Annotated in this window: 21 protein-coding genes; 17 read left to right on the top strand and 4 right to left on the bottom strand. The window is 48.8% G+C overall.

Features of this window, described 5'->3' with window-relative positions; genetic code table 11:
• Positions 1–28: 28 nt before the first annotated feature.
• From DWX43_RS15025 to DWX43_RS14980, 10 genes are all read left to right on the top strand, one after another.
• A complete protein-coding gene (locus DWX43_RS15025) occupies positions 29–739 on the top strand; it encodes an ABC transporter ATP-binding protein (RefSeq protein ID WP_109732064.1) in 711 nt (236 codons plus the stop codon).
• Positions 740–2,317 (top strand): putative ABC exporter domain-containing protein, encoded by a 1,578-nt coding sequence (locus DWX43_RS15020; RefSeq protein WP_118620852.1) that lies wholly within the window; start codon positions 740–742, stop codon positions 2,315–2,317.
• 36 nt (positions 2,318–2,353) lie between these two features.
• Positions 2,354–2,830: a methylglyoxal synthase gene (locus DWX43_RS15015; RefSeq protein WP_118620851.1), complete on the top strand. Its 477-nt coding sequence runs from the start codon at positions 2,354–2,356 to the stop codon at positions 2,828–2,830.
• A gap of 266 nt (positions 2,831–3,096) precedes the next feature.
• Positions 3,097–4,629, top strand: coding sequence for a sodium/solute symporter (locus DWX43_RS15010; protein ID WP_109732067.1), 1,533 nt, complete (start codon positions 3,097–3,099; stop codon positions 4,627–4,629).
• A 201-nt stretch (positions 4,630–4,830) separates the two neighbouring features.
• Positions 4,831–6,201 (top strand): sodium-dependent transporter, encoded by a 1,371-nt coding sequence (locus DWX43_RS15005; protein ID WP_118620850.1) that lies wholly within the window; start codon positions 4,831–4,833, stop codon positions 6,199–6,201.
• 529 nt (positions 6,202–6,730) lie between these two features.
• Positions 6,731–8,458 (top strand): NAD(P)/FAD-dependent oxidoreductase, encoded by a 1,728-nt coding sequence (locus tag DWX43_RS15000; protein ID WP_118620849.1) that lies wholly within the window; start codon positions 6,731–6,733, stop codon positions 8,456–8,458.
• A complete protein-coding gene (locus tag DWX43_RS14995; protein ID WP_118620848.1) occupies positions 8,455–9,750 on the top strand; it encodes an FAD-dependent oxidoreductase in 1,296 nt (431 codons plus the stop codon). Before DWX43_RS15000 ends, DWX43_RS14995 begins: the two co-directional genes overlap by 4 nt.
• A gap of 5 nt (positions 9,751–9,755) precedes the next feature.
• Entirely contained in the window at positions 9,756–10,127 is a 372-nt protein-coding gene (locus DWX43_RS14990; RefSeq protein ID WP_243099323.1) for a DUF1667 domain-containing protein, read from the top strand.
• A gap of 38 nt (positions 10,128–10,165) precedes the next feature.
• Positions 10,166–11,908 (top strand): FAD-binding oxidoreductase, encoded by a 1,743-nt coding sequence (locus tag DWX43_RS14985; RefSeq protein ID WP_118620846.1) that lies wholly within the window; start codon positions 10,166–10,168, stop codon positions 11,906–11,908.
• Positions 11,909–11,917: 9 nt separating this feature from the next.
• Positions 11,918–13,480: an FGGY-family carbohydrate kinase gene (locus DWX43_RS14980; RefSeq protein WP_118620845.1), complete on the top strand. Its 1,563-nt coding sequence runs from the start codon at positions 11,918–11,920 to the stop codon at positions 13,478–13,480.
• On the opposite strand, the gene DWX43_RS14975 is transcribed toward DWX43_RS14980, so the two are convergent.
• Entirely contained in the window at positions 13,442–13,939 is a 498-nt protein-coding gene (locus tag DWX43_RS14975; protein WP_118620844.1) for an Rrf2 family transcriptional regulator, read from the bottom strand. The two genes, DWX43_RS14980 and DWX43_RS14975, sit on opposite strands and share 39 nt — an antisense overlap.
• 308 nt (positions 13,940–14,247) lie before the next feature.
• On the opposite strand from DWX43_RS14975, the gene DWX43_RS14970 reads away from it, so the two are divergent.
• Positions 14,248–15,351, top strand: a complete 1,104-nt coding sequence (locus tag DWX43_RS14970) for a radical SAM protein (RefSeq protein ID WP_109732188.1) — start codon at positions 14,248–14,250, stop codon at positions 15,349–15,351.
• A gap of 15 nt (positions 15,352–15,366) precedes the next feature.
• Positions 15,367–15,990: a TetR/AcrR family transcriptional regulator gene (locus DWX43_RS14965; protein ID WP_109732077.1), complete on the top strand. Its 624-nt coding sequence runs from the start codon at positions 15,367–15,369 to the stop codon at positions 15,988–15,990.
• Here DWX43_RS14965 and DWX43_RS14960 read toward each other — a convergent pair.
• The 3 genes from DWX43_RS14960 to DWX43_RS14950 form a co-directional block, all read right to left on the bottom strand.
• The gene (locus DWX43_RS14960) at positions 15,987–16,319 is read right to left on the bottom strand and encodes a hypothetical protein (protein ID WP_109732078.1); all 333 of its coding nucleotides are present in this window, start codon (positions 16,317–16,319) and stop codon (positions 15,987–15,989) included. The genes DWX43_RS14965 and DWX43_RS14960 overlap by 4 nt on opposite strands.
• Positions 16,320–16,370: 51 nt before the next feature.
• The gene (locus DWX43_RS14955) at positions 16,371–17,636 is read right to left on the bottom strand and encodes a DNA polymerase IV (protein ID WP_109732079.1); all 1,266 of its coding nucleotides are present in this window, start codon (positions 17,634–17,636) and stop codon (positions 16,371–16,373) included.
• A 61-nt stretch (positions 17,637–17,697) separates the two neighbouring features.
• The gene (locus DWX43_RS14950; protein ID WP_109732080.1) at positions 17,698–18,360 is read right to left on the bottom strand and encodes a DUF3298 and DUF4163 domain-containing protein; all 663 of its coding nucleotides are present in this window, start codon (positions 18,358–18,360) and stop codon (positions 17,698–17,700) included.
• A gap of 158 nt (positions 18,361–18,518) precedes the next feature.
• Between DWX43_RS14950 and DWX43_RS14945 the strand changes: the two genes are divergently transcribed.
• Genes DWX43_RS14945 through DWX43_RS14925 form a run of 5 tightly spaced genes read left to right on the top strand, consistent with a single transcriptional unit; the run spans position 18,519 to position 23,140 of the window.
• Positions 18,519–19,196, top strand: a complete 678-nt coding sequence (locus DWX43_RS14945) for an ABC transporter ATP-binding protein (RefSeq protein ID WP_181368749.1) — start codon at positions 18,519–18,521, stop codon at positions 19,194–19,196.
• 2 nt (positions 19,197–19,198) lie between these two features.
• Entirely contained in the window at positions 19,199–19,954 is a 756-nt protein-coding gene (locus tag DWX43_RS14940; protein WP_109732082.1) for a hypothetical protein, read from the top strand.
• Positions 19,955–19,956: 2 nt separating this feature from the next.
• Complete coding sequence (locus DWX43_RS14935) at positions 19,957–20,988, top strand: hypothetical protein (RefSeq protein ID WP_118620843.1); 1,032 nt, start codon at positions 19,957–19,959, stop codon at positions 20,986–20,988.
• 35 nt (positions 20,989–21,023) lie between these two features.
• The gene (locus DWX43_RS14930; protein ID WP_109732084.1) at positions 21,024–21,725 is read left to right on the top strand and encodes a response regulator transcription factor; all 702 of its coding nucleotides are present in this window, start codon (positions 21,024–21,026) and stop codon (positions 21,723–21,725) included.
• On the top strand, positions 21,722–23,140 hold the full coding sequence (locus DWX43_RS14925) for a HAMP domain-containing sensor histidine kinase (RefSeq protein WP_118620842.1): 1,419 nt from the start codon (positions 21,722–21,724) through the stop codon (positions 23,138–23,140). The genes DWX43_RS14930 and DWX43_RS14925 overlap by 4 nt, the downstream gene beginning before the upstream one ends.
• The last annotated feature ends 17 nt before the right edge of the window (positions 23,141–23,157 follow it).

Raw genomic sequence — 23,157 nt, 5'->3', positions numbered from 1 at the left:
TTTATATTACATATGCAGGAGGGGAATCATGCTGGAAATACAGGAGTTAAGTAAATCATATGGAAAGTATCTGGCAGTTGACAGGGTCAGTTTTTTTATCCCGGACGGTCAGGTCGGAGTTTTGTTAGGGCCTAACGGGGCGGGAAAGTCTACCATTATTAAGAGTATAGCGGGGCTTTTGCGCTACACGGGGCGAATCGGTATTCAGGGGATTGATGCAAAGAAGCTGGATGCGAAGCGGCTGTTTGCCTATGTGCCGGAGATTCCGTCCATGTTCGAGGCACTGACTGTCAGAGAGCATATCGAGTATGTGCGCAGAGCCTATGACAGCACTGTCACGGATGAGGAGATTGAGGCTCTGCTGAAACGTTTTGATCTGGATGATAAGCAGGATAAACTTGGCAATGAGTTGTCGAAAGGTATGATGCAGAAGGTCAGCATCTGTTGTGCACTTTCGATAAAGCCGAAAGTGATTCTTCTGGACGAACCTATGGTGGGGCTAGATCCAAAAGCGATTAAGGAGCTAAAGGAAGTTGTCATTGAGCTGAAGAACCAGGGAGTAACCGTGCTGATCAGTACGCATATGCTGGAGATGGTGGAGGAGCTCTGGGATGTTATGTTTGTTATGGAGAAGAGTCATATTATCGGTTCCTATCATAAGTCAGAAGTAGGCGAGAAGGATCTGGACGACCTGTTCTTTGAGATGACAGGCGGATGGGAAACGGGCGGTGATGAATAGATGAGAGCGCTTTTATATGTAACGAAGAGGACCTTTATGAATAATATGAAGAAGGCGCTGAGAAAGCCGGTATCTTTACTTCTGATTATCGGGGGCTTCGTGTATGCAGTTTTTGTTGCAGTGATGCTGGGCAACCTTGTGAATATCATACATTTTGACTCTGTAAAAGGGTTGATTGTCATCATAACAATCTGGACGCTTTATATCTTCCTTGCTAATTTTGCATCATATGCTTCCAGAAAAGGGGTTATTTTCAAACCTTCACATGCACACTTTATCTTTACGGCGCCGGTGAATCCAAAGCTGATTCTGCTTCACAGTGCATGGATGAATTATCTTGTTTCGATAATCGTCAGTATTCTGTTTTTCATCGGGGGACTGGCTGTATTCGGGGTGGAACTGTGGAAGATGGTTCTGTTTTTCCTTGTAGAATGTGTTGTGGAAATTATGTTTGAAATCAGTATTATGGTACTGATGTATACGAATGACAGGATTCCGGAAAAAGCGAAGATCTGGATCGGCAGGGGCATTAAGGTATTTCTGGTTGGAGTTGCCGTTTTTATTGTTCTTTATTTTAAGAAATATGGAGTGTCTGTTGAGAGTGCATCGGCGTTTATTGACTGGCCGGGGCTTCAGATGATACCGGTGGCCGGCTGGAATATTTCTGTCTACCGTCTGATCCTTCTGGGACCGGATACACTGAATGTGATCTGTACCGTTTTATACCTTTTAACGGCAGCGGGTGCGCTGCTGGCGGCTTGCAGGATGAAATGTGACGGCGGGTATTATGAAGATGCAGCAAAGTTTGCAGATGACTATGCAGAGATGAGAAGACGCAAGGTCAATGGCGAGATGGTGATGAGTATCGGTGAGAAGAAAAAGAAGTTCCGCCGGGTCAATGAATCTTTCCGTGCAACAGGTGCAAAAGCGATTTTTTACAGGCAGCTGCTGGAGTACAAGAAGGAAAAGTATTTCATTTTCTCTAAAATGACGGTGATGTGCCTTGCCATCGCAATCCTGTTATCCAGAGTGATGCGGGCGAGTGTGATGAAATCAGGCATGCCTGCAATGTATCTAATGGGGATCATTCTTTATATGACGCTGGTCCTGTCAGGGTATGTTGGAAAATGGGAGAATGAGCTTAAGAGTCCTTATCTCTTCCTGATTCCGGACAGCCCGGTTAAAAAACTCTGGTATGCGACGCTGATGGAGCATATTAAAGCGCTGGTGGACGGCTGTATTTTCTGTATCCCGCTCGGTGTGGCATGGAAAATCAGCCCTGTGCAGATCGTACTTGCAATATTGACATATGCTGTCCTTCAGGCAAACAGGATGTACACGATGGTAATATCGCAGTGCCTGTTGGGAGAATCCCTCGGAAAGACGGGGCAGGGGATCGTCAGGGCACTGATCCAGATGACGATTCTGGGAATCGGTGCGGCAATTTCCGTAGTGGCAGGACTGGTAATTAGTATAGATTTGGTCTTTCCAATTATTCTCATTTATAGTATGATAGTAACAGTAGCCATAGGCCTGCTGGCATCCATACGTTTTCATTCTATGGAACAGCTGGTATAATTAAAAAGGGCTGACAGAATAATGGAGGTAGTACATATGCTGGAAGACAATTACGTAACTTTGGAAATTGGCAAGGCAAAGCATATCGCGCTGGTCGCACATGACGGCAAGAAAAAAGAGCTGGTAGACTGGTGTGATAAGAATAAAGAGATTTTAAAAGGGCACTTTTTATGTGGGACGGGCACCACTGCAAAATTGATTGCGGAGAGAACCGGACTTCCGGTCAGGGGATACTGTAGCGGACCTCTTGGCGGTGACCAGCAGATCGGTGCAAAGATTGTAGAAGGACAGATTGATTTCATGATCTTTCTCTGGGACCCTCTGGAAGCACAGCCTCACGACCCGGATGTAAAGGCGCTGCTTAGAATCGCAGTTGTCTATGACATTCCGATTGCAAACAATCTGGCGACAGCAGATTTTATGCTGAATTCAAAGTTCATGAATGAGCCTTACTGCAGACAGATTGAGAATTTTAACAAGACAATTCATGACAGAGTCGAGAAGATGAAATAATGATTTATTATCAGGAATCCCCTGTAGTATGAAGAAACAGATTCATATTACAGGGGATTTTGCATGTCTGTATGTACCCGGAGAGAGAACGGTAACGATAGGCAGTAATAATTTTGTATTCGCACCATTTTTCGATTGACACAGGGATATGTCCCGTGGTACTATACCAATAGTGCTTTAATACTTTAAAGCGTAACGCTTTAAAGCGAATTAGCAAGAGCAGAGGCATCATAAAAAGGAAAGCATATGAGAGATGAGGAAGAGAGATGGGCGTTAAGTTAATTTTACTGATTGTATTTTTTGCTGTAATGGTAGGTGTGGGCTTCTATGCAAGAAGACACACGAGAAGTGTAGATGGTTTTGTGCTGGGCGGGCGTTCTGTCGGACCGTGGCTGACGGCATTCGCATATGGAACCTCTTATTTTTCAGCGGTTGTATTTGTAGGGTACGCCGGGCAGTTCGGATGGAAATACGGAATTGCATCCACATGGATCGGCATTGGAAACGCGGTGATCGGAAGCCTTCTGGCATGGGTAGTGCTGGGACGGAGGACAAAGGTTATGACCCAGCACCTGCGTTCGAAGACGATGCCGGATTTTTTCGGGGAACGCTATGACTGCAAGGCATTGAAAATCACGGCTTCTGTGATTGTATTTATTTTCCTGATTCCTTACACGGCTTCTGTATACAACGGATTATCCAGACTGTTCGGGATGGCGTTCCATATTCCATACACAGCCTGTGTAGTTGTTATGGCGCTATTTACAGCGGTCTATGTTATACTTGGCGGTTACATGGCAACGGCTATCAACGATTTCATTCAGGGAATCATCATGCTGGTAGGAATTGTTGTAGTTATCGGTGCGGTACTGAGCGGAAAAGGGGGATTCCTTCAGGCAATCCAGACAATGGCGCAGATACCGAGTGATGTGGCAGTGACTTCCGGACAGCCGGGAGCTTTTACTTCCTTCTTCGGCCCTGACCCGCTGAACCTTTTGGGGGTTGTAATCCTGACCTCTCTGGGAACGTGGGGGCTGCCGCAGATGATCAATAAGTTTTATGCGATTAAGGATGAGAAGGCGATCAACACAGGGACAGTCATTTCCACTTTGTTTGCAGTCGTAGTTGCAGGAGGTTCTTATTTCCTCGGCGGTTTCGGAAGACTCTTCGATGACCCGGCCATCTATGACCAGACAACAGGCTCGGTAATCTATGACAGTATTATTCCGTTTATGCTTTCGAGCCTGCCGGACATCTTAATCGGCATCGTAGTCGTACTTGTTTTATCGGCATCTATGTCCACACTGTCTTCACTTGTTCTGACGTCCAGCTCTACAATGACTCTGGACCTGCTGAAGGATAATGTGATGAAGAATATGAGTGAGAAGAAACAGGTCATTACCATGCAGCTGCTGATTGTATTTTTCATCGTAATTTCTGTTGTGATTGCGCTGAATCCGCCGACCTTCATTGCACAGCTAATGGGAATCTCATGGGGGGCGCTGGCCGGGGCATTTCTGGCTCCATTCCTCTACGGACTGTACTGGAAAGGTGTGACACGCGCCGCTGTATGGGCAAGTTTTATCGCAGGAGTGGGAATCACTGTTTCAAATATGTTTATCGGATACATTGCTTCACCGATTAACGCGGGAGCGATCGCCATGATAGCCGGACTGGTTATTGTGCCTGTGGTAAGTCTTGTGACCCCGAAGGTGAAAAAAGAGAAGGTGGATGAGATCTTCACGTGCTACGACGAAAAGGTCACAATTACAAAGAAGCGTTCGCTGGAGGCAAACTAAGGAAAGCGAAACGGTTTATACATAAGGATATGATCAGGCCCCGGGCATCTTGCCCGGGGCCTTTAGCTGTAGGGAGCACATAAAGCCGCCGGAATTGCTTGACAGGAAAATGGCAATGTCTTAAGATAAACCTTGTTGGCCAAATTTGTTTATAATAACCGGCCAGATTTTTAAACGATAAAAGAGAGGATCTAAAGAGATATGAAGAGAGAAAAATTTGGTTCCAGACTGGGGTTCATCCTGATTTCGGCAGGATGTGCCATCGGACTTGGAAATGTATGGCGGTTCCCTTATATCACAGGGGTATACGGGGGCGCGGCTTTTGTGCTGATTTACCTGTTCTTCCTTGCAATACTCGGGCTTCCAATTATGATTATGGAGTTCTCTGTAGGCAGGGCGAGCCAGGTGAGTGCGGCTCTGTCATTTGACAGGCTGGAGCCTGCGGGGACAAAGTGGCACTGGTATAAATACGGTGCGATGGCAGGAAATTATCTCCTGATGATGTTCTATACGACCATTGGGGGCTGGATGCTGTTATACTTTGTAAAGATGGCGGGCGGTAAATTTGAAGGCCTGAATGCAGATGAGATCGCAGGGGAGTTTGGTTCACTTACCGCACAGCCGGTGCTTATGACGGTCTGCATGGTAATTGTTGTTGCGCTTTGCTTCGCAATCTGCAGCATAGGACTCCAGAAAGGTGTTGAGAAGATTACAAAAGTAATGATGCTGATCCTGCTTGTACTTATGGTAATACTCGCAGTCCGCTCCGCGACGCTGACAGGGGCTTCTGAAGGCCTTCGATTCTATCTTTACCCTGATTTTTCCAAGGTAAAAGATGCCGGTATCATGAATGTTGTGTTTGCAGCGATGGGACAGGCCTTCTTCACATTGAGTCTGGGAATCGGCGCAATTGCTATTTTCGGGAGCTACATTGACAAGAAACGCACACTGACTGGAGAGGCGGTCTGTGTCACTGTGTTAGATACATGCGTGGCACTCGTGGCAGGAATGATCATTTTCCCGGCCTGCTTTGCATTCGGAGTCAATCCCGACAGCGGACCGAGTCTGATCTTCATTACACTGCCGAATATTTTCAACTCCATGAGCGGTGGCAGAATCTGGGGAACCCTGTTTTTCCTGTGTATGTTCTTCGCGGCGGCATCCACGATCATTGCCGTATTTGAAAATATTATATCCTTTGCTATGGACCTGACCGGATGCAGCCGTAAGAAAGCAGTACTTATCAATCTGGCTGCAATCATCATCCTATCACTTCCATGCATCTTAGGATTCAACATATGGAGCGGATTCTCACCACTGGGAGAGGGCAAAAACATCCTGGATCTGGAAGACTTCTTCGTAAGCAACAACCTCCTCCCAATCGGAAGCCTGATCTACCTCCTCTTCTGCACAAGCAAAATCGGATGGGGATGGAAAAACTTCCAAAAAGAAGCCAATACCGGAGAAGGCCTCAAATTCCCCCAATGGGCAAGAATATACGTCTCCTGCGTACTGCCAGTAATCGTACTCTTCATCTTCATACAAGGTTACTGGTCCATGTTCCACAAATAGGCTGGGTTAAAGAAGTACATTTAAAAAATGTATCTTTTGACCGGAAATCCCCACCCCGGACGATCTTCACGTCCCACTGGATGAACGAAGCCTGCTGAAAGTCAGGCGGAAAGGCCCCTGCAAGCTGTGTGGCCTGTTCAAATGCATAGAATGCACGTTAGAACCACTTATGTCAAAAACGGCCCTCCAAAGGGAGAAAATCTGTTTTCCAAAACAGATTTTCAGACCACATTTGCCGTCCAATCATCAAGATTGGACGGCAAATGTGGTCGGTGCCCTGCTGGAGGGCCGTTTTTGGCATTAGTGGTTCTTCGTAAATGAAAAGCATGCGAACAGGCCACACAGCTTGCAGGGGCCTTTCCGCCTGATTTTCAGCAGGCGTACCATTCAATCATTCAGAAATATAAAGATCGTACACTAATTTCCAATTATGGGTGGAAATGTCTGATAACTTATCGTATAATATGCATATGGTTTGAATGTTGGAAAAATAGAATCATTATGTCTTTTAGAAGAAAGAAGGGATTCCATGAATGTAAATGTGCTTCAAAAGAAGCTTCATAAGCATTTTGGAGAGAGTGTTTCGGTCCGGATAGAGAACCGCTGCATTATTGTGTCAGGGCATCTGGACAGCTGGGATAAGATTGTTGCGGCATGCAGCATGTGTGTGAATAAGAAGCCGGGTATGCATGTTGTGAATGATATCAGACTGGATGGGGTGACGATACCAGAGATGCGGATACCGGACGTAAAGGATGATTCTCTTGATAAGAAGAAGCCGGATGTCCTGATCATTGGAGGCGGGATCTCGGGAGCGAGCATTGCGAGAGAACTTTCCAAATGGAAGCTGGATATCCTGCTCGTGGATAAGGAGGCAGATCTTGCAGTGCAGGCGTCAGGCCGCAATGACGGGGAAGTGCATCCGGGAGTCGATCTGAACCGGGGCAGCTTAAAGCAGCATTATGTGCTGAAAGGCAACCGGATGTTCGGCAGGGTCTGCAAGGAGCTCAGTGTTCCCTTTGACCGGTGCGGGCAGTATGTGGGATTTACCGGAAAATGGATGTATCCCCTCATATGGGCTTACGTCTGGCAGCGCAGGCATATCTGCAAGGTGAAGGATACGCAGATTCTGAAACGGGATGAACTGTTTAGGAGGGAGCCGAACCTGAACCCAGAGTTTCAGTTTGCCATATTCAACCCGTCTGCGGGCTGTGTATGTCCTTACGGACTGACAATTGCTTATGGGGAAAATGCGGTGGAGAATGGAGCAAAAGTATCGTTGAATACGGCGGTGCTTGGCATGGAAGTGAAGAACGCAAAGATCCGTTCCGTGACGACGAACCGGGGGACGGTCTATCCGAAGATCGTGATCAATGCGGCCGGAGTGTTCGCGGAGGATGTGGCAAAGATGGCGGGAGACCGCTTTTATTCGATACATCCGAGAAAAGGTACGAATTCTATTCTGGATAAAAAGTCGGGCAGTCTTGTAAAGGGGATTGCATCGATCAAGACACTGAATCAAAATACGAAGCATACAAAAGGCGGAGGCATCCTGCATACGGTCCACGATAATCTGCTTGTCGGTCCGAATGCGGTGGAAACGTATGAGAAAGAAAACTTTGCCACAGAGCAGGGCAGTATTGATGCCGTTTTTGAGAAGCAGAAGCTGACGGCCGGGGCACTGAGCGAAAGAGATATCATTACATATTTTACAGGTGTCAGGCCGGCTACATTTGAAGAGGACTTTGTGATTGAAAAGGGCAGGAGGACAAAGAACTTAATCCACTGTGCGGGAATCCAGTCGCCGGGACTTACCACGGCACCGGCGGTTGCCCTCGATATTGAGAAGATGGTGGTCAAAGAACTTTCAAAGAGCAGAAAAGTGGAGAGAAACCGGGATTTCCAGCCGGTCAGGAAGGCAGCACCGGTATTGAACCGGCTTTCCGATGAAGAACGGAACCGGCTCATACAGGAAAACCCGGATTACGGGGAGATTGTGTGCCGCTGTGAGGAAATCAGCAAGGGAGAGATACTGGATGCGCTGAAGTCCCCGATTCCTGTGCCGACGATAGACGGGATCAAGAAAAGGGTGCGCCCCGGGATGGGCAGATGCCAGGGTGGTTTCTGTATGCCTCTCGTAACGAAGATTATCAGTGAATATGAGCAGATTCCTGAGGAAAAGGTGCGAAAGGCCGGGGCAGGGTCGGAAATTCTGCTTCGTGAGACGAAGCCTGGAAATGGGGAGGCGGTATCGTGAAAACATATGATGTCATTGTAATAGGCGGGGGACCGGCCGGTCTTGCAGCGGCAGTGTCTGCGGACAAAAAGGGTGCGTTGGTTTTCCTGATTGAGCGTGAGGCCAGACTCGGAGGGATTCTCAAGCAGTGTATCCATGACGGGTTCGGGCTGATACGTTTCGGTGAAAAGCTCTCGGGGCCGGAATATGTAGAGCGGTTTATTAAGGAGTTCAGGGAGCGGGGAATCGATCATAGCCTGCTGACTTTTGTTACGGAAATGAAGCGTACAGACGGCGGTTTTGTGCTGAAAACCGTGAACCGCCGCGGCGTTCAGGAATACCGGGCGAAGGCACTCGTGCTCGCCACCGGGTGCAGAGAGCGGACGGCAAAACAGGTCCAGATCCACGGAACCAGACCGGCCGGGATCATGACTGCTGGGACGGCACAGCATTTTGTGAACCTGCAGGGGAAAATGCCTGCCGGTAAGTGTGTGATTCTCGGAAGCGGGGACATTGGCTTGATCATGGCGAGAAGGCTTACGCTGGAGGGCGCAGAGGTATTGGGGGTCTATGAGGTAAAGCCGACGCCTTCCGGCCTGACAAGGAATATTGTACAGTGTCTGGACGATTATGGGATTCCTCTTCATTTGTCACACACAGTAACGAGGGTCTTTGGGGAACAGAGACTTACCGCCGTGGAAGTGGCGGAAGTGGATTCAAACATGAAGCCTGTGGAGGCCACGAAAAAAAGGGTCGCATGCGACTCATTAATTCTCTCGGTGGGGCTTATACCGGAAAATGAAATGGCGGAAAAGCTGGGTGTACGGCTGGACGCCAGAACGAAGGGACCTGTCTGCGACAATCGATTTATGACAGAGACGGAAGGAGTTTTTTCGTGCGGGAATGCACTGCATGTGAATGACCTGGTGGATTATGTATCCGAAAGCGGGGAACTGGCAGGCGCAGCGGCAGCAGAATTTACACGGCGGGGGGCAGATACGGTTACAAATCAGGGAAAAAACAGCAGGGCAGTTTCCGTAGAATTAAAGCCGGATACATCCTTACAGTACCTTGTCCCGCAGAAGCTGACACTGTCGGATGAACTGAAACAGGTGGTGTTCTATTTCCGCAGCAGGGAAGTACTAAGCGCGGGAACGCTTGTATTTCTGCTGAACGGGAAGGCGATCTTCCATAAAAAGTACAGGAACTTAAAACCGCCGGAAATGGAACGGCTAGAACTGGACTTAAGCACATTTAAAATTGAGAAAGACAGCCGGATTGAGATTGCGATCCGAAAGGAGGGAGACATTTGAAAGAGATGACTTGTATTGTCTGCCCCAACGGGTGCAGCCTGAAAGTGGAAAAGAAGGATGGTGTGTGGGAAGTCAGCGGGAACCAGTGTAAACGGGGGGAAGCATTTGCAGTGGAGGAAATGACCCATCCCATGCGGACGATCTGTTCCACGATCCGCACCATATTTGCCGGGGTTCCGGTGATTCCGGTGAGGGTGTCTGCGGAGATACCAAAGGAACGGATATTTGACGTGATGAACCAGATCAATCAGGTGACGGTTGACAGGATATGTGGAACAGGGGAGCCTGTCATCGAAAATGTCCTCGGACTGGGCGTGGATGTGATTGTAACAAGTGATATATTAAAAGAGTATGAGAACGCAGAAAGTGTTTCTTAGAAGTACAGCAATGGATGTCAGAAGGGAGAAGATGAATTATGAGCAATAAACCGTATAAAGATTTTGAACCGAAATGGGTGAAAACACCTGCACCGAAAGATAGCTACCGGTCTATTTTCCGCTGGGGGGACCCGGAGTATGTGAAATACCCGAAGGAATCCTTATATAAGATGATGAAGGAAAAATTCAATATGACAGACGAGGATTTCAGGTCCTATGACGGCGATATCGGGATGGACCCGGTGAAGCTGGATGCACCGTGCAATCTTGCCCCGGAGCATATTGAGGCATTGAAAAAGATTGTCGGGGATGAGTTTGTTACGACAGAGGATTATCCGAGACTCGCTGTTGCTTACGGCAAGACGGGGTATGATGCGGCCAGACTCCGCCAGCGGATCATCGAGAATCTGCCGGATGTGGTTGTATATCCGGGAACGACGAAACAGATCGAAGAAATCGTGGCGTACAGTACAAAACACGGCATCCCTCTTTATGTATACGGCGGGGGAAGCAGTGTGACGCGCGGTGTGGAACCGGTAAAGGGCGGGATTTCCCTGGATATGAGGAAACGGTATAATAAGATCGTTTCTTTTAATGAAACCGACCAGACAATTACTGTACAGAGTGGCATGTCGGGTCCAAAACTGGAGCGTGCCCTGAACCATGCACCGCAGCTTATGGGGTCAAAAAGAGCCTACACCTGCGGCCATTTCCCTCAGTCCTTTGAATATAGCAGTGTGGGAGGCTGGGTCGTAACGAGGGGAGCCGGACAGAACAGTACCTATTATGGCTGTATCACAGATATTGTTATGTCACAGAAGTATGCCACACCGATTGGAAATATCCAGACCAGCCATTACCCGAGGGAGGCGACCGGCCCGAATTTGAACCAGATTATGATGGGAAGTGAGGGAACCTTTGGTGTACTTACAGAGGTGACACTAAAAGTATTCCGCTATATGCCGCAGAACAGGCAGAGGTTTTCCTATATTTTTAAAGACTGGAAGACCGCGCAGGAGGCGGCACGTGAGATGATGCAGTGTGAAGCGGGATTTTCTTCCGTATTCCGCCTGTCTGACCCGGAGGAAACGGACCTGATGCTGCGTCTTTATAATGTGGATGAAACTCCGCTTTGGAAGCTTCTGGATGCAAGAGGATACCGGGATATGGAGAGATGCCTGTTCCTTGGTTTCACGGACGGGGAGAAAGGGTTTTCTGAAAATGTGGCCCGCAATATCCGCAGGATTGCCAAAGAATACGGAGGCATGAGCCTGACCTCATTTGTGACAAAGAGCTGGGAAAAAGGGCGTTTCACAGACCCGTATCTGAGAGATACCCTTCTGGACTTTGGAATTATGACCGATACTCTTGAGTGTTCCGTGAACTGGTCCAACATGGGCAAGGTACACGAGGAGGTGCGTAAGGTCTGCCATGCACTGCCGAATACGATTGTCACGACGCATATGTCACACTGCTATCCGCAGGGTGCAAACCTGTACTTCATTTTTATCACAAGGATGGATGATGCGGAGGAATTCAGGAAATACCACAGCACCATTCTGGATGCAATCCAGAAGTCCGGGGCGGCGCTGAGCCATCACCACGGCATCGGCAAAATGTTCGCACCGTGGCTGGAGGGGCAGATCGGCAGAACGGAATACGGCATGATCCGTGCCCTGAAAAATTATTTTGACCCGGGATATAACATGAATCCGGGCGGTACGCTGGGACTGGACCTGAAGGAAGAGGAAAAACGGTTTTTGAGAGAGGACATTCAGTGAGGAATTGCCATGAAAGAGGTCGAAGAAAGGATTGTCCTGACATTTGATGTGGGGACACAGAGCTCCCGTGCCTTATTAATCAATAACCGGGGAGACATACTGGGAAAAGGACAGAAAAAACATGATCCGCCGTATTTCTCAAAAGATGCGGACCAGGCGGAGCAGGATGCCTTGTTTTACTACAGGAATATCTGTGAGGCGGCCCAGGAGTTAAAGTCGTCGGCTGAAGACGGGCTGTGGGACAGGATTGAGGCTGTCTCCGTCACGACGATCAGGGATACGGTCATCTGCGTGGATGAGAACGGAATTCCATTACGTCCCGCAATTATCTGGCTGGACAAACGGAAAGCAGACGGGGCCCCGAAGTTTTCCCAAGTAACGCGTATGATGCTGAAGGCAGTCGGAATGGAAGAGACTGCGAAAATGCAGTTCAGGAAGGCGCACTGCAACTGGATTATGCAGAAAGAGCCTGATATCTGGAAGAGAACCTATAAATATCTGCTGTTAAGCGGATTTCTGACGTTCAAGCTGACAGGGAATATGGCGGATGCGGCGGCCAGCCTGGTCGGAAGGCTGCCGATCGACTGCCAGAGCCGGGGGTGGCAGAACAAAGGCGCCCTGACCCGGCCGGTGTTTGATGTGGAGCCGGATAAACTCTGTGAGGTGAAGGAATCCGGTGAGCTTCTGGGGAAGATTACCAGACAGGCGGCAGAGGATACCGGGTTAAAAGAGGGCCTTCCAGTCCTTGCCTCAGGTGCCGATAAAGCGTGTGAGATTCTGGGGCTGGGCTGTACGTCGAAGGAGAAGGCGGCAATCGGATTCGGAACGACCGCCACGATTACATTTAATATAGAGCGGTATCTGGAGCCGGAGCGGTTTATCCCGCCATACCCATCCGTTATACCGGGATTTTTCAACCCGGAGATCGAGATTTTCAGAGGGTACTGGCTGATATCATGGTTTAAAAAGGAGTTTGCGGAAAAAGAGGTGGAGCAGGCAAAGCTGCAGGGGACATCGGCCGAGGAACTGCTGAATAAGCGCTTAAAAGAGATTCCGGCAGGCTGCGACGGGCTTTTGTTCCAGCCGTATTTTACCCCGAATGTTACGATGCCATCGGCGAGAGGGGCGATCATCGGATTTTCGGACCAGCATACCAGAATCCATATTTACCGGGCGATTATCGAGGGAATCAACTTTGCACTTATCGAAGGAATGAAGCTTTTAGAAAAGCGCTCCGGCCATGCATTCGAGGAGATCCGGCTTGCCGGGGGCGGCTCGCAGAGCGATGAGATATGCCAGATTACGGCGGATATGTTCGGGATACCCGTAAAGAGAACGGTTACCCATGAGGCCACCGGAATCGGGAGCGCAATGGCGGCCTTTGTGGGCCTGGGAGTATTTCAGAACTATCAGGAGGCACAGGAGGCGATGGTGCATCTGAAGGATACATTCGAACCTGATATGGGCCAGCACCAGATTTATTATGAACTATACCAAGATGTTTTTCAGAACATATATGGAAAACTGGCCCCGTTATATGCAAAGCTGCATGATATTTACCATCGTGACTGATGAAAGATGTGGATCCTGTGCACTGTTTTGGGTGTGCACAGGATCTTTTTTCTTTTTCAGATATTCTTCCACATCAGCAATTGTGATTGTATTCAGATAGTCACTGCACATCTCATTTAATTTTCCGTATAAAGAGTCCATATAGTCTGACATTCCTGACGCGATCATACATTCGTTGTCCCTGTCCCCGCTGTGCCACGACGAGTCTGCAAACTGCACGTCCAGAGCCCTGCTGATATCGCCCAGAGTCACTGTTTTGGATTTGTAATAAGCGTAGCCTCCGTTTGCCCGGCCCTCGTGTGTCTCTGCCAGTCCGGCCTTTTTCAACTTCGCCATAACACGCCGTACCCGCACCGGGTTTGTACAGATATTCTGTGCGAGTACTTCACTGGAGATGGTCCCGGTTTTATGGTGGAGAAAAACCATAGCATGTACGGCTACGATAAATTCACTGTTCATGGTGTCCCCTCACTTTCTGTAATGTATGCCTGTGATCAGGCTTACTGGATACCTGCAGGAAAATGTTTTTACTGCAACTTTAATTATTACAGTTTATACTGTAATAATAGCAGTAACAGTTTAAAATGTCAAGGAGAACACGGACGGTATCTGCGATTTATAAAGGTTTTTAATAGATTTCTTTCTTGACAGGCTAGTAATCACTAGCTATACTGTGTATATAAGCTAGTGGTTACTAGCCTGATACTATTTGGTAGAGACAGTGAATAAGATGTATGGCCATCGAATATCACGGAAAGAAGGCGGATATGCAGTCATTTCAATTAGAAGAGTATTTAAGCAGGGGTACGGACCGTATTATAAAAGGGATTCTGAAGGCCTCTTTGAGTAATCCAGGGGAAAGTGCATTTATGATACAGTATTCGAAAGCAGCGAAGGAGGCCAGAGAACTGCGCAGGGAAGCGGAGGCGCGGGGAGAACATATTCCGCCCTTTTTGATTGCGAGTATTACCAGCCAGTGCAACCTGCACTGTAAAGGATGCTATGCAAGGGCGAATGAGTCATGCGGGGAGTTTGAACGGAACGGACAGCTTGACAAAGAGCAGTGGGGAGATATTTTTTCGCAGGCGGAGGAACTTGGAATCGGATTCATACTGCTCGCGGGCGGTGAACCCCTTGTCAGGCGGGATGTGATTGAGACGGCGGCCCGGCACAAGCGGATACTGTTTCCTGTATTTACGAACGGGACGCTTATGGATCAGGATTATGTAAAGCTTTTTTCAGATCATAGGAACCTGATTCCGGTTTTCAGCATGGAAGGGAATCAGCAGAGGACGGATGACAGAAGAGGGGCAGGGGTATACCATACATTAATGGGGACGATGGAATGCATGAGGGAAAAGGGGATTCTGTTCGGAACCTCGATTACGGTGACGAAGGAAAATCTGGACGAAGTGACTTCGGATGAATTTACATGCCGGCTGGCAGGGGCTGGATGTAAGGCGGTGGTTTATGTGGAGTATGTGCCGGCGGATCCAATGACACAGGGGCTTGCGCCGGATGAAGAAGACCGTGCCAGAATGGAACAAAGGCTCAGGAAGCTGCGGGAGAAAAAACAGGCGATGCTTTATATTTCGTTCCCAGGGGATGAGAAGGCATCCGGCGGATGTCTGGCAGCAGGAAGGGGATTTTTCCATATCAATGCAAATGGAGGTGCGGAGCCCTGCCCGTTCTCACCGTTTTCCGATACCAGTCTGAAAGAAACCAGACTGCGTGAGGCATTGAAGTCCCGGCTGTTCGTGAAGCTGCGGGATGGAGAATTCCTGACAGGGGAACACAGTGGGGGATGCGTGTTGTTCGGGCAGGAAAAGGCGGTAAGGGCGCTGGTATCCGAATCAGAGAGGGATGCGTAACAGAGAGGATTACATATGACGACAAAGGAACTGATTATAGAAAAGGCACTGACCCTGTTTGCGGAGAACGGGTATCAGGGGACCAGTGTGAAAAATATTGCGGATGCGGTTGGGATTAAGGACAGTTCGCTTTATAAACATTTTAAAAGCAAGAAGGAAATCTTTGACACGATCGTACAGGAGATGTCCACCCGCATGGAGCAGATGTCACTGGGGTATGGTCTGCCGGATGAGGCCGGGATGGAGTCTGCGGCTGCCTTATACGGAGCGCTGACGCTCGGGGACCTGCTTGACCTGAGTAAGAAGATTTTCCTGTTTTACCTGAAGGATGAGTTTGCCGCCCGTTTCCGCAGGATGCTGACGATCGAACAGTACCGGGACAGAGAAATCTATGAGGTATACAGGCAGATTTTCATGGAGGCAGGCATCACATACCAGGCAGCTCTGTTCGAAGAAATGTGCCGGCAGGGGATATTCAGGAGCAGTTCCCCGGAGGTAATGGCACTTCATTTTTATGCACCGATTTTCTTCCTGCTGAACAAGTATGATCAGGAACCTGAAAAGGAAGAGGAGGCACTGAACGTACTCGAGGCACATGTGAGGGAGTTCGCACGGGTTTACCGGCAGAATCAGGATTAGCCGTTAAAGAAACTCTGTGATTTCCAGAGTACGGTCCATTTCTGGTGCTCTACATAATATAGTAAATGAAAGATATATTTGCGGGAGTTTACTACGGCATCGCATTCGTATTCCAGAGTAGGGATGCCGCAGTAATTCTTTTTTTCAAAAGTACGGACATGCAGGTTTGACAGGGTGCGGATGTGACCATCCGCATCCTGAAATTTTATCATCTTAGGAATGGCCGTCCCTGTGCTTGTATACCAGACCCCGCACGCGACGGGCTCCTGATGTCCCTTGATTTTACCTGCATCCGGTGAATGGACGTTGATGCCAATGCCCATACCCATGATGATACACCTCCTTATCTGATCTGTCTTTTTATCTGTATCCGGCGTAATCTACTCGATCAACAGGCGGGAGTAGTCCACGCTTCGTTTTTCGCGGGAGACTCCTCCTTCCATATGATCGAGGGGCACATCGAGAAACGCGGCCCGCCTGACGGAATCAATCCCGTATCTTTTCCGGATAGAATCTATCGTCCTGTCTAATTGTTCTAGTTTCGCATAATCTGTCGTATCAAACAGACTCATCTGCCTGAGCGTGCCCCCTTCATGAAGCCGGCCGGTATGGATTCCGAGATGCCGGATCGGTGTTTTTTGATCCCAGAGCTGGTCAAAGAGCCGGCAGGCGCAGCGGTAGAGTTCGGTCGTAATATTCGTCGGACTCTTCAGAATCATCTGATGGCTGGCATAGCTTAAGTCGTAACTCTTGATACCGACCGACATTAATTCGGCCTGCATGCCATCCTCCCGCAGTCTCGTCCCGACTGTTTCGGCCAGACCGAGGAGCACGAGGCGGGCTGTATTGGCATCCTCTACATCGAAAGCGATCGTTGTGGAATTGCCGTATCCTTTCTGGGGAGGCGGCGCAGGCTCCACGGGGGAGCTGTCGAGGCCGTTGGCAAAGGCCCAGATGGTCTTCCCGTGCTTTTTTAAGTGGAGGGAGAGAAGATCAGGGTCACTTTGTGCAAGCTCGCCGATCGTATGGATTCCGAGACGAAACAGCTTTGCGGTGGTTGCCCTTCCTGCAAAAAAGAGGTCTGACACAGGCAGGGGCCACATTTTATCTGGGATTTCTTCGGGAAAGAGTGTGTGCACCCTGTCGGGCTTCTGCATTTCACTGGCCATCTTTGCGAGCAGCTTATTACAGGAAATCCCGATATTGACCGTGAAGCCGAGTTCATTTCTGATGCGGGACTGGATATGCAGTGCCGTATCAAGCGGAGTGCCGAAGAGACTGACCGTTTCCGTCATGTCCATAAACGCCTCATCGATGCTGTACTGTTCCACAGTGGGTGTGTATTCCTTCAAAATTTTCATAAAGGCGTCGGAGCATTTCTGATACAGCCCGTAATTGGGCGGCGCCATGTAAAGGGCGGGATATTTCTGCCGGGCCTCCAGAATAGTCTCTCCCGTGCGGATGCCGTATTGTTTGGCCGGGATGCTTTTCGCAAGGATGATGCCGTGCCTTGCGGCCGCATCTCCGGAAATGGCAGAGGGAATCGTGCGCAGGTCCAGCGTACCACCCAGATGGTGGATGCGGTAGGCGGCCTCCCAGGAAAGATAGGCATTGTTTACATCGACGTGATAGATGACTGGCTGCATGGCGTTGCACCTCCCTTTTACCGTTTTTGGGCTTTAAACTGATTATATCAGAACGTATGTTCTATGCACAAGTGGGAAAGTTTTCCTGAAAGGGGATGGAAAACGTTGGTATTCCAGTGGAATAGGGGGCAATATCATACTGCTGGTAATAGATAACAATCCCATTGTCATCCAGATAATAATTTTCCGGATGGAAGTTTTTCCGAAGCAGGACCGCGTAATCGTCGAAATAAGAGGACGGGGTCTCTTTTTGGCGTCCGGATATCTGGGATTCGATCTCCTGAAAAATTGCTTGGGTAAAAGAAGGATCGGAGGGAAAAAACTGTTCCAGTGTAAGTCTGGTACAGGTCTTAAAGTTCCATGTATCGGACAGGCGCGTTGTGGAGCCGTGTGCGCCGCCCAGATACTCGTACCTGTCGGTGTACAGGCTGACGATGCAGTCCCGGTTACAGGTGGTCTGGTACTCGGACAGGAACTGGTAACTGTTAAAAGGCGGCTGGTTATCAGGGATATATTTTGCATTATCCGCGGCCTGTGGAAACAGGATTGTGCGGCAGTACTCCTCTGTTTTACGTGCATACTGAGAATAGTACTGATTGATTTTCCTCGCTGCGGCGATATTATATGTGGTGTGGAAACAGGGATAGCTGATTTTGTATTGGAAGACGGGGATGCCTCGTGAATACATGGTGCGCTGGCATATGTTTGTGGATATGGTCTGCATGGCGGCCTCTTTCGATGGTGTTTTTACAGTATATTGCGCGGGCGTGAAGAAATATGCCGGGAAAAACAGTATCTTAAGGTGATCTTTAGGTTGGATTTATTTTCACTTAAAGTAAATGAACTACAATAAAAGCATCTTAAGAGAAGGAGAGAATGTTTATGAACATGTTATCATGCAGAAATCTGAAAAAAATATACCAGAAGCAATGTGTTGTGAATGGCTTAAGTTTTGCAGTGCAGGAAGGTGAGGCGTTTGCCCTGCTGGGAAGCAACGGGGCAGGGAAGACGACAACGATTAAAATGATTCTGGGACTGATTCCCAAAGACGGGGGAGACGTAGAAAAGCAGGAGAATATCAGAATCGGGTATTCCCCGGAAACACCATACTTCCATCCGTTTCTGAATGGCAGGGAGGTGTTGGAATTCTACGGGAGCCTCCAGAATATTCCGAAGAAAGAACTGAAAGAGCAGATTCCGGCACTGCTTGATCGGGCAGGACTGGAGGACAGCAGGACGAAGGTTAAGAATTATTCCAAAGGAATGCTGCAGCGTCTGGCGCTGGCGCAGGCTTTGCTCGGGGACCCAAAACTTCTGATTCTGGATGAACCGTCGGCAGGGCTGGATGCTCTGGGACGCGTGGAAATGATGCAGACGATCAGGAGCCTTAAGGAGGACGGCAAGACGATTATCATCAATTCCCATATCCTCGGTGATATCGAGCGGGTCTGCGACAGGGGGATTATTATTAAAAAAGGAAACCTGCTCTATGAGTGGGAAAAAGGGAAAGAAAACAGAAGTCTGGAAGAAATTTTTGTAGAGAAAATCGGAGGAATGTAGAGATGGGAATTATGAAAAATGCTTTGCGGGAACGGATCAGGAGAAAGGATATCTATGTTGTGATTATGATTGGAATATTGATCGTCATGATGTGCATGAGCGGCGCGGCCACGCTGTCAATAAACGGGGTATCGGTGACGGAGTTTCAGATGGTCATGCCGCTTGTTATGAATGTCATTTCCGTGCTCGGCGGCGGAATTGCGATTGCGCTCAGCCTGCGGACGATTCCCAATGAATATGAGCGGAAAACGAGCCACCTTGTCTGGATCCGCGGCGTCAGCCAGTGGAAGTACCACGGACAGCTGGCACTGGCGAATATCGTCAGTTCAGTCGGTGCACTGTTTATCCTGTATGCGGGCGTGATGATATTTGCGGCAGTGAGAGGGGAGACTGGCGTCTTGGCAAAAGGAGTTCCGGCATTTCTTATTTTTTCGGTGAGTACGGCGGCAGTCAGCCTGTTTACCAGTGCGGTCAGCCTGGTGCTCCCCTCGATGGCGGCGGGGGTGCTCTGCGCGGCGTTTATGCTGGCAGGGACGATGCACCCGATTCTGGAGACGGTATCCGGGATTGTGTCAGGGGTGTCCAGACAGCTTGTCAGGGCTATCTTATTTATTGTACCTGACCTGTATGCGGCAGAATCGCAGGCAGCGAACCTGCTGTCAGGGAAAACGGTTCAGATACACAGTATACTGGGGGGACTTCTTGTACTGTATGTGTGCGGCCTGCTCTTATTTGTGCTCCGCAGGAAGGAGGCGTAGGGATGAAGAAAACAAAAACTGTGCTGTCAGGAAAACAGCTCCTGTGTAAGGGGGCGGCGGTACTGTCAGGGGCGGCGCTTCTTGCAGGCTGGATTCTGACGGGAAACACAGGAATTGCCAGCGAGGATAAGAAAATATATGAAGAAGCTGCGAGTCTGCAGCCGGTTGTGGATGAGATTGGATTTCAGGATTTTAAACTGGAAGATTATCCGGTTGCGATGTATGATGGAAAACATGACTATGTATTCTACAATGGGGAAATCGAAAAAAGAGAGCCGGTTCTGGAGACATTTGCCGGGACCGCCTATCCGGTGGGGGACCATTTTGAAGTCATCATCCCGACGATGAAGCGGTTTGAAAGCCTGCTGTCTCTTGCAGGCGGTGTGGAAGGGATGGCTTCGGGCAGCGGATACGGGGAAGAAGAACAGACTGCCACGATCTGGCATGAGGCGTTTCATGCATGGCAGCTTAGCAGCCACCAGATAATGGGGGAACGAATGACGCCCGAGGATTTCACGGAGGATATGGAGACGGCTTCCGGTCAGGCAGGAGAAACGGAGGAGGATTTCTTTAAAAAGGAAGTGGACCAGAAAAAGGATGTGAAAAAAGAGCTTGAACAGGAGATGAGGCTTCTTAAGAAGATCGTGACCGGAAGTGCAATGGAAAAAGGAAAGATTGACGAAGTCAGGAATGCTGTATTAGAATATAGGAAGCTTGAAGACGGACGCAGGGAAAAGATGACGCAGGAAGCGGCTGATGCCGAGCGGCGCTGTGAATTGACCGAAGGGACTGCGTATTATGTAGAAGGAATTGTTTTGAAGGCAGAAAATGGCAGTGACAAAGGCGGCCAGACATACAAGGAGCGGTATCTGGAAACACTGGATAAATATGAGGACGGACGCGGAAAGTATTACCGGATCGGGATGGCAAAGTGTCTGATTCTCGATCAGCTCTCCCCGGACTGGAAGGAAACGATGGATTTTTCCAAGAGTCTGGACGAGATGCTGGATGAGGCCGTCAGTGCAGTAAAATAAGAGGAGAGGGCGGATATGGTCCGGGGGAGGATGCAATGGAATACACGATTTTGGCAGCAGATGATGAGATTGAGCTTTTAGATGTACTGGAGCTGTATCTGGGCAGGGAGAATATCCGGATCAGAAAGGCGAAGGACGGAATCGAGGCGATGGAGATTTTCCGCACAGGGGGAATCCATCTGGCGCTTCTGGATATCATGATGCCCGGGCTTGATGGTTTTTCAGTGCTGCGGAAAATCAGGGAAACGAGCAAAATCCCTGCGATTATGCTGACTGCGAAGAGCGAGGACTATGACAAAATACTTGGGCTGGAGCTGGGGGCCGATGATTATGTGACGAAACCTTATAATCCACTGGAAGTGGTGGCAAGGATAAAGGCGCAGCTTAGGCGGAATTATGATTACCATGAAGATACGGCAAAGAAGCCGGATATTCTGCAGGCGAAGGGGGTAGTTCTGAATGCCGGAGAAGGTGTTGTGACGCTTGACGGGAAGGCGCTGGAGCTGACATCCACGGAATTTAAAATACTCAGGCTCTTTCTTAGTAATCCCGGAAGGATTTTTACAAGACAGCAGATCTTCGAACAGGTGTGGGAGGAAGATTATGCTGGTGATGACAACACGGTCATGGTACATATCAGCAATCTGAGGAGTAAACTTGACCAGCCGTCGGGACAGGAAACACTGATTAAAACGGTGAAGGGGCTTGGATATAAGATAGAAAGGGAAACAAAATGAAGCAGAGGAAGAAACAGGGAAGTGTCTTCAGACAGCTGGTAACGAGTTATATTTTATTTGCCGTCCTGCTGGTGGCAGGACTGTATGTGTGCCTGTTCGGAGTTCTGCTGTCCCTCGGCGGTGGGACTATTGAGTCGCTTGCGCCTTATGACATGGTAGATGAGAATGGGCAGGTGAAAGACTTAGGCTCTTTGGAACGAAACGGTATGTGGATCGAAAAGCTGGATGAAGACTATCATATACTGGAGGTGTACGGGCAGAAGCAGGATAAGCCGCAGTCTTATACTCAGGATGAGATTTATGAATACCTGGTCACAGACAACATGGTAGACACGGATACACCGGCCGCCCGGTACCGCGGGTTTATCAATACCATAAAACTGGACGGGGAGAAGTATTACTATTTCGTAAAAGCAGAAAGAAATATACTGAGCCTGTCATATAACTATAATGCAGCAGGCAGCGGTGCAGGGCAAAGGATCGTAGCTGTATTTTTCGTCGTGTTTACATTGTTCTTCTTTGGAAATTGTTACCTGATGAGCCGCTATCTGTCCCGAAAAATAAAAAAACCACTCAGCGAGATCACGGGTGGGATGGAACAGGTCATCAACCACGGTGTCGACCAGGTGCGTCTGGATTTCCGGGCGCAGAAGGAATTCGAGGAAATCCGCGACAGCTTCAACATCATGACCGAATGGCTGGAGAATGAAAAAAGAGAGAAACGCGTACTGGAAGAAAAAAAGAACCGGATGCTGCTGGAACTTTCCCACGACATCAAGACCCCTGTCTCAACTATTAAAAGTTATGCAAATGTGCTCGAGGAGGGACTAATCAGGGAAGAAGACTTGAGAGGATACTACCAGACCATCGATAAAAAGGCAGTCAGGGTCGACGAACTTGTAAATGAAATGTTCCTAATGTTGAAACTGGACAATCCCGAGTACGAATTTGAAATAAAAAAGACAGATATCTGCGAGTTGCTGCGTACCATATGCGCCGGATATTACGAGGACCTCGAAGCAAAAGGAATCGAAATGCACATAGAAATCCCGGAAACCCCGATCTGGGCCGGCATTGATCAGAAAGAAACGAAAAGGGTTATAGAAAATCTGCTCGGCAACATCATAAAATACAACCAGACCGGACTGGGTGCATGGGTATCAGTAAAAGAAAACAGTGAAACAGTAGAAATCCAGATTCAGGATGACGGAGAAGCCATTGCACAAGAAATCCACACAATCATGTTCGACCCATTCGTACGGGGTGACCAGGCAAGATCCTCAAAAGGAGGTACCGGCCTCGGTCTCGCCATAGCCCGGAAAATCGTAGAAAAACTGGGCGGAGAGATAACATATCAGTACAAAGAGGGGAAGAACAGCTTTTTGATAAAACTGTTTAAAAAAGAAAGGGCATAATTGGTATGAAGTTTCGG

The organism is Clostridium sp. AF19-22AC (genome assembly GCF_003479085.1).
Taxonomy (GTDB): domain Bacteria; phylum Bacillota; class Clostridia; order Lachnospirales; family Lachnospiraceae; genus Faecalicatena_A; species Faecalicatena_A orotica.
This window is presented reverse-complemented; position numbering and strand designations above follow the sequence as displayed.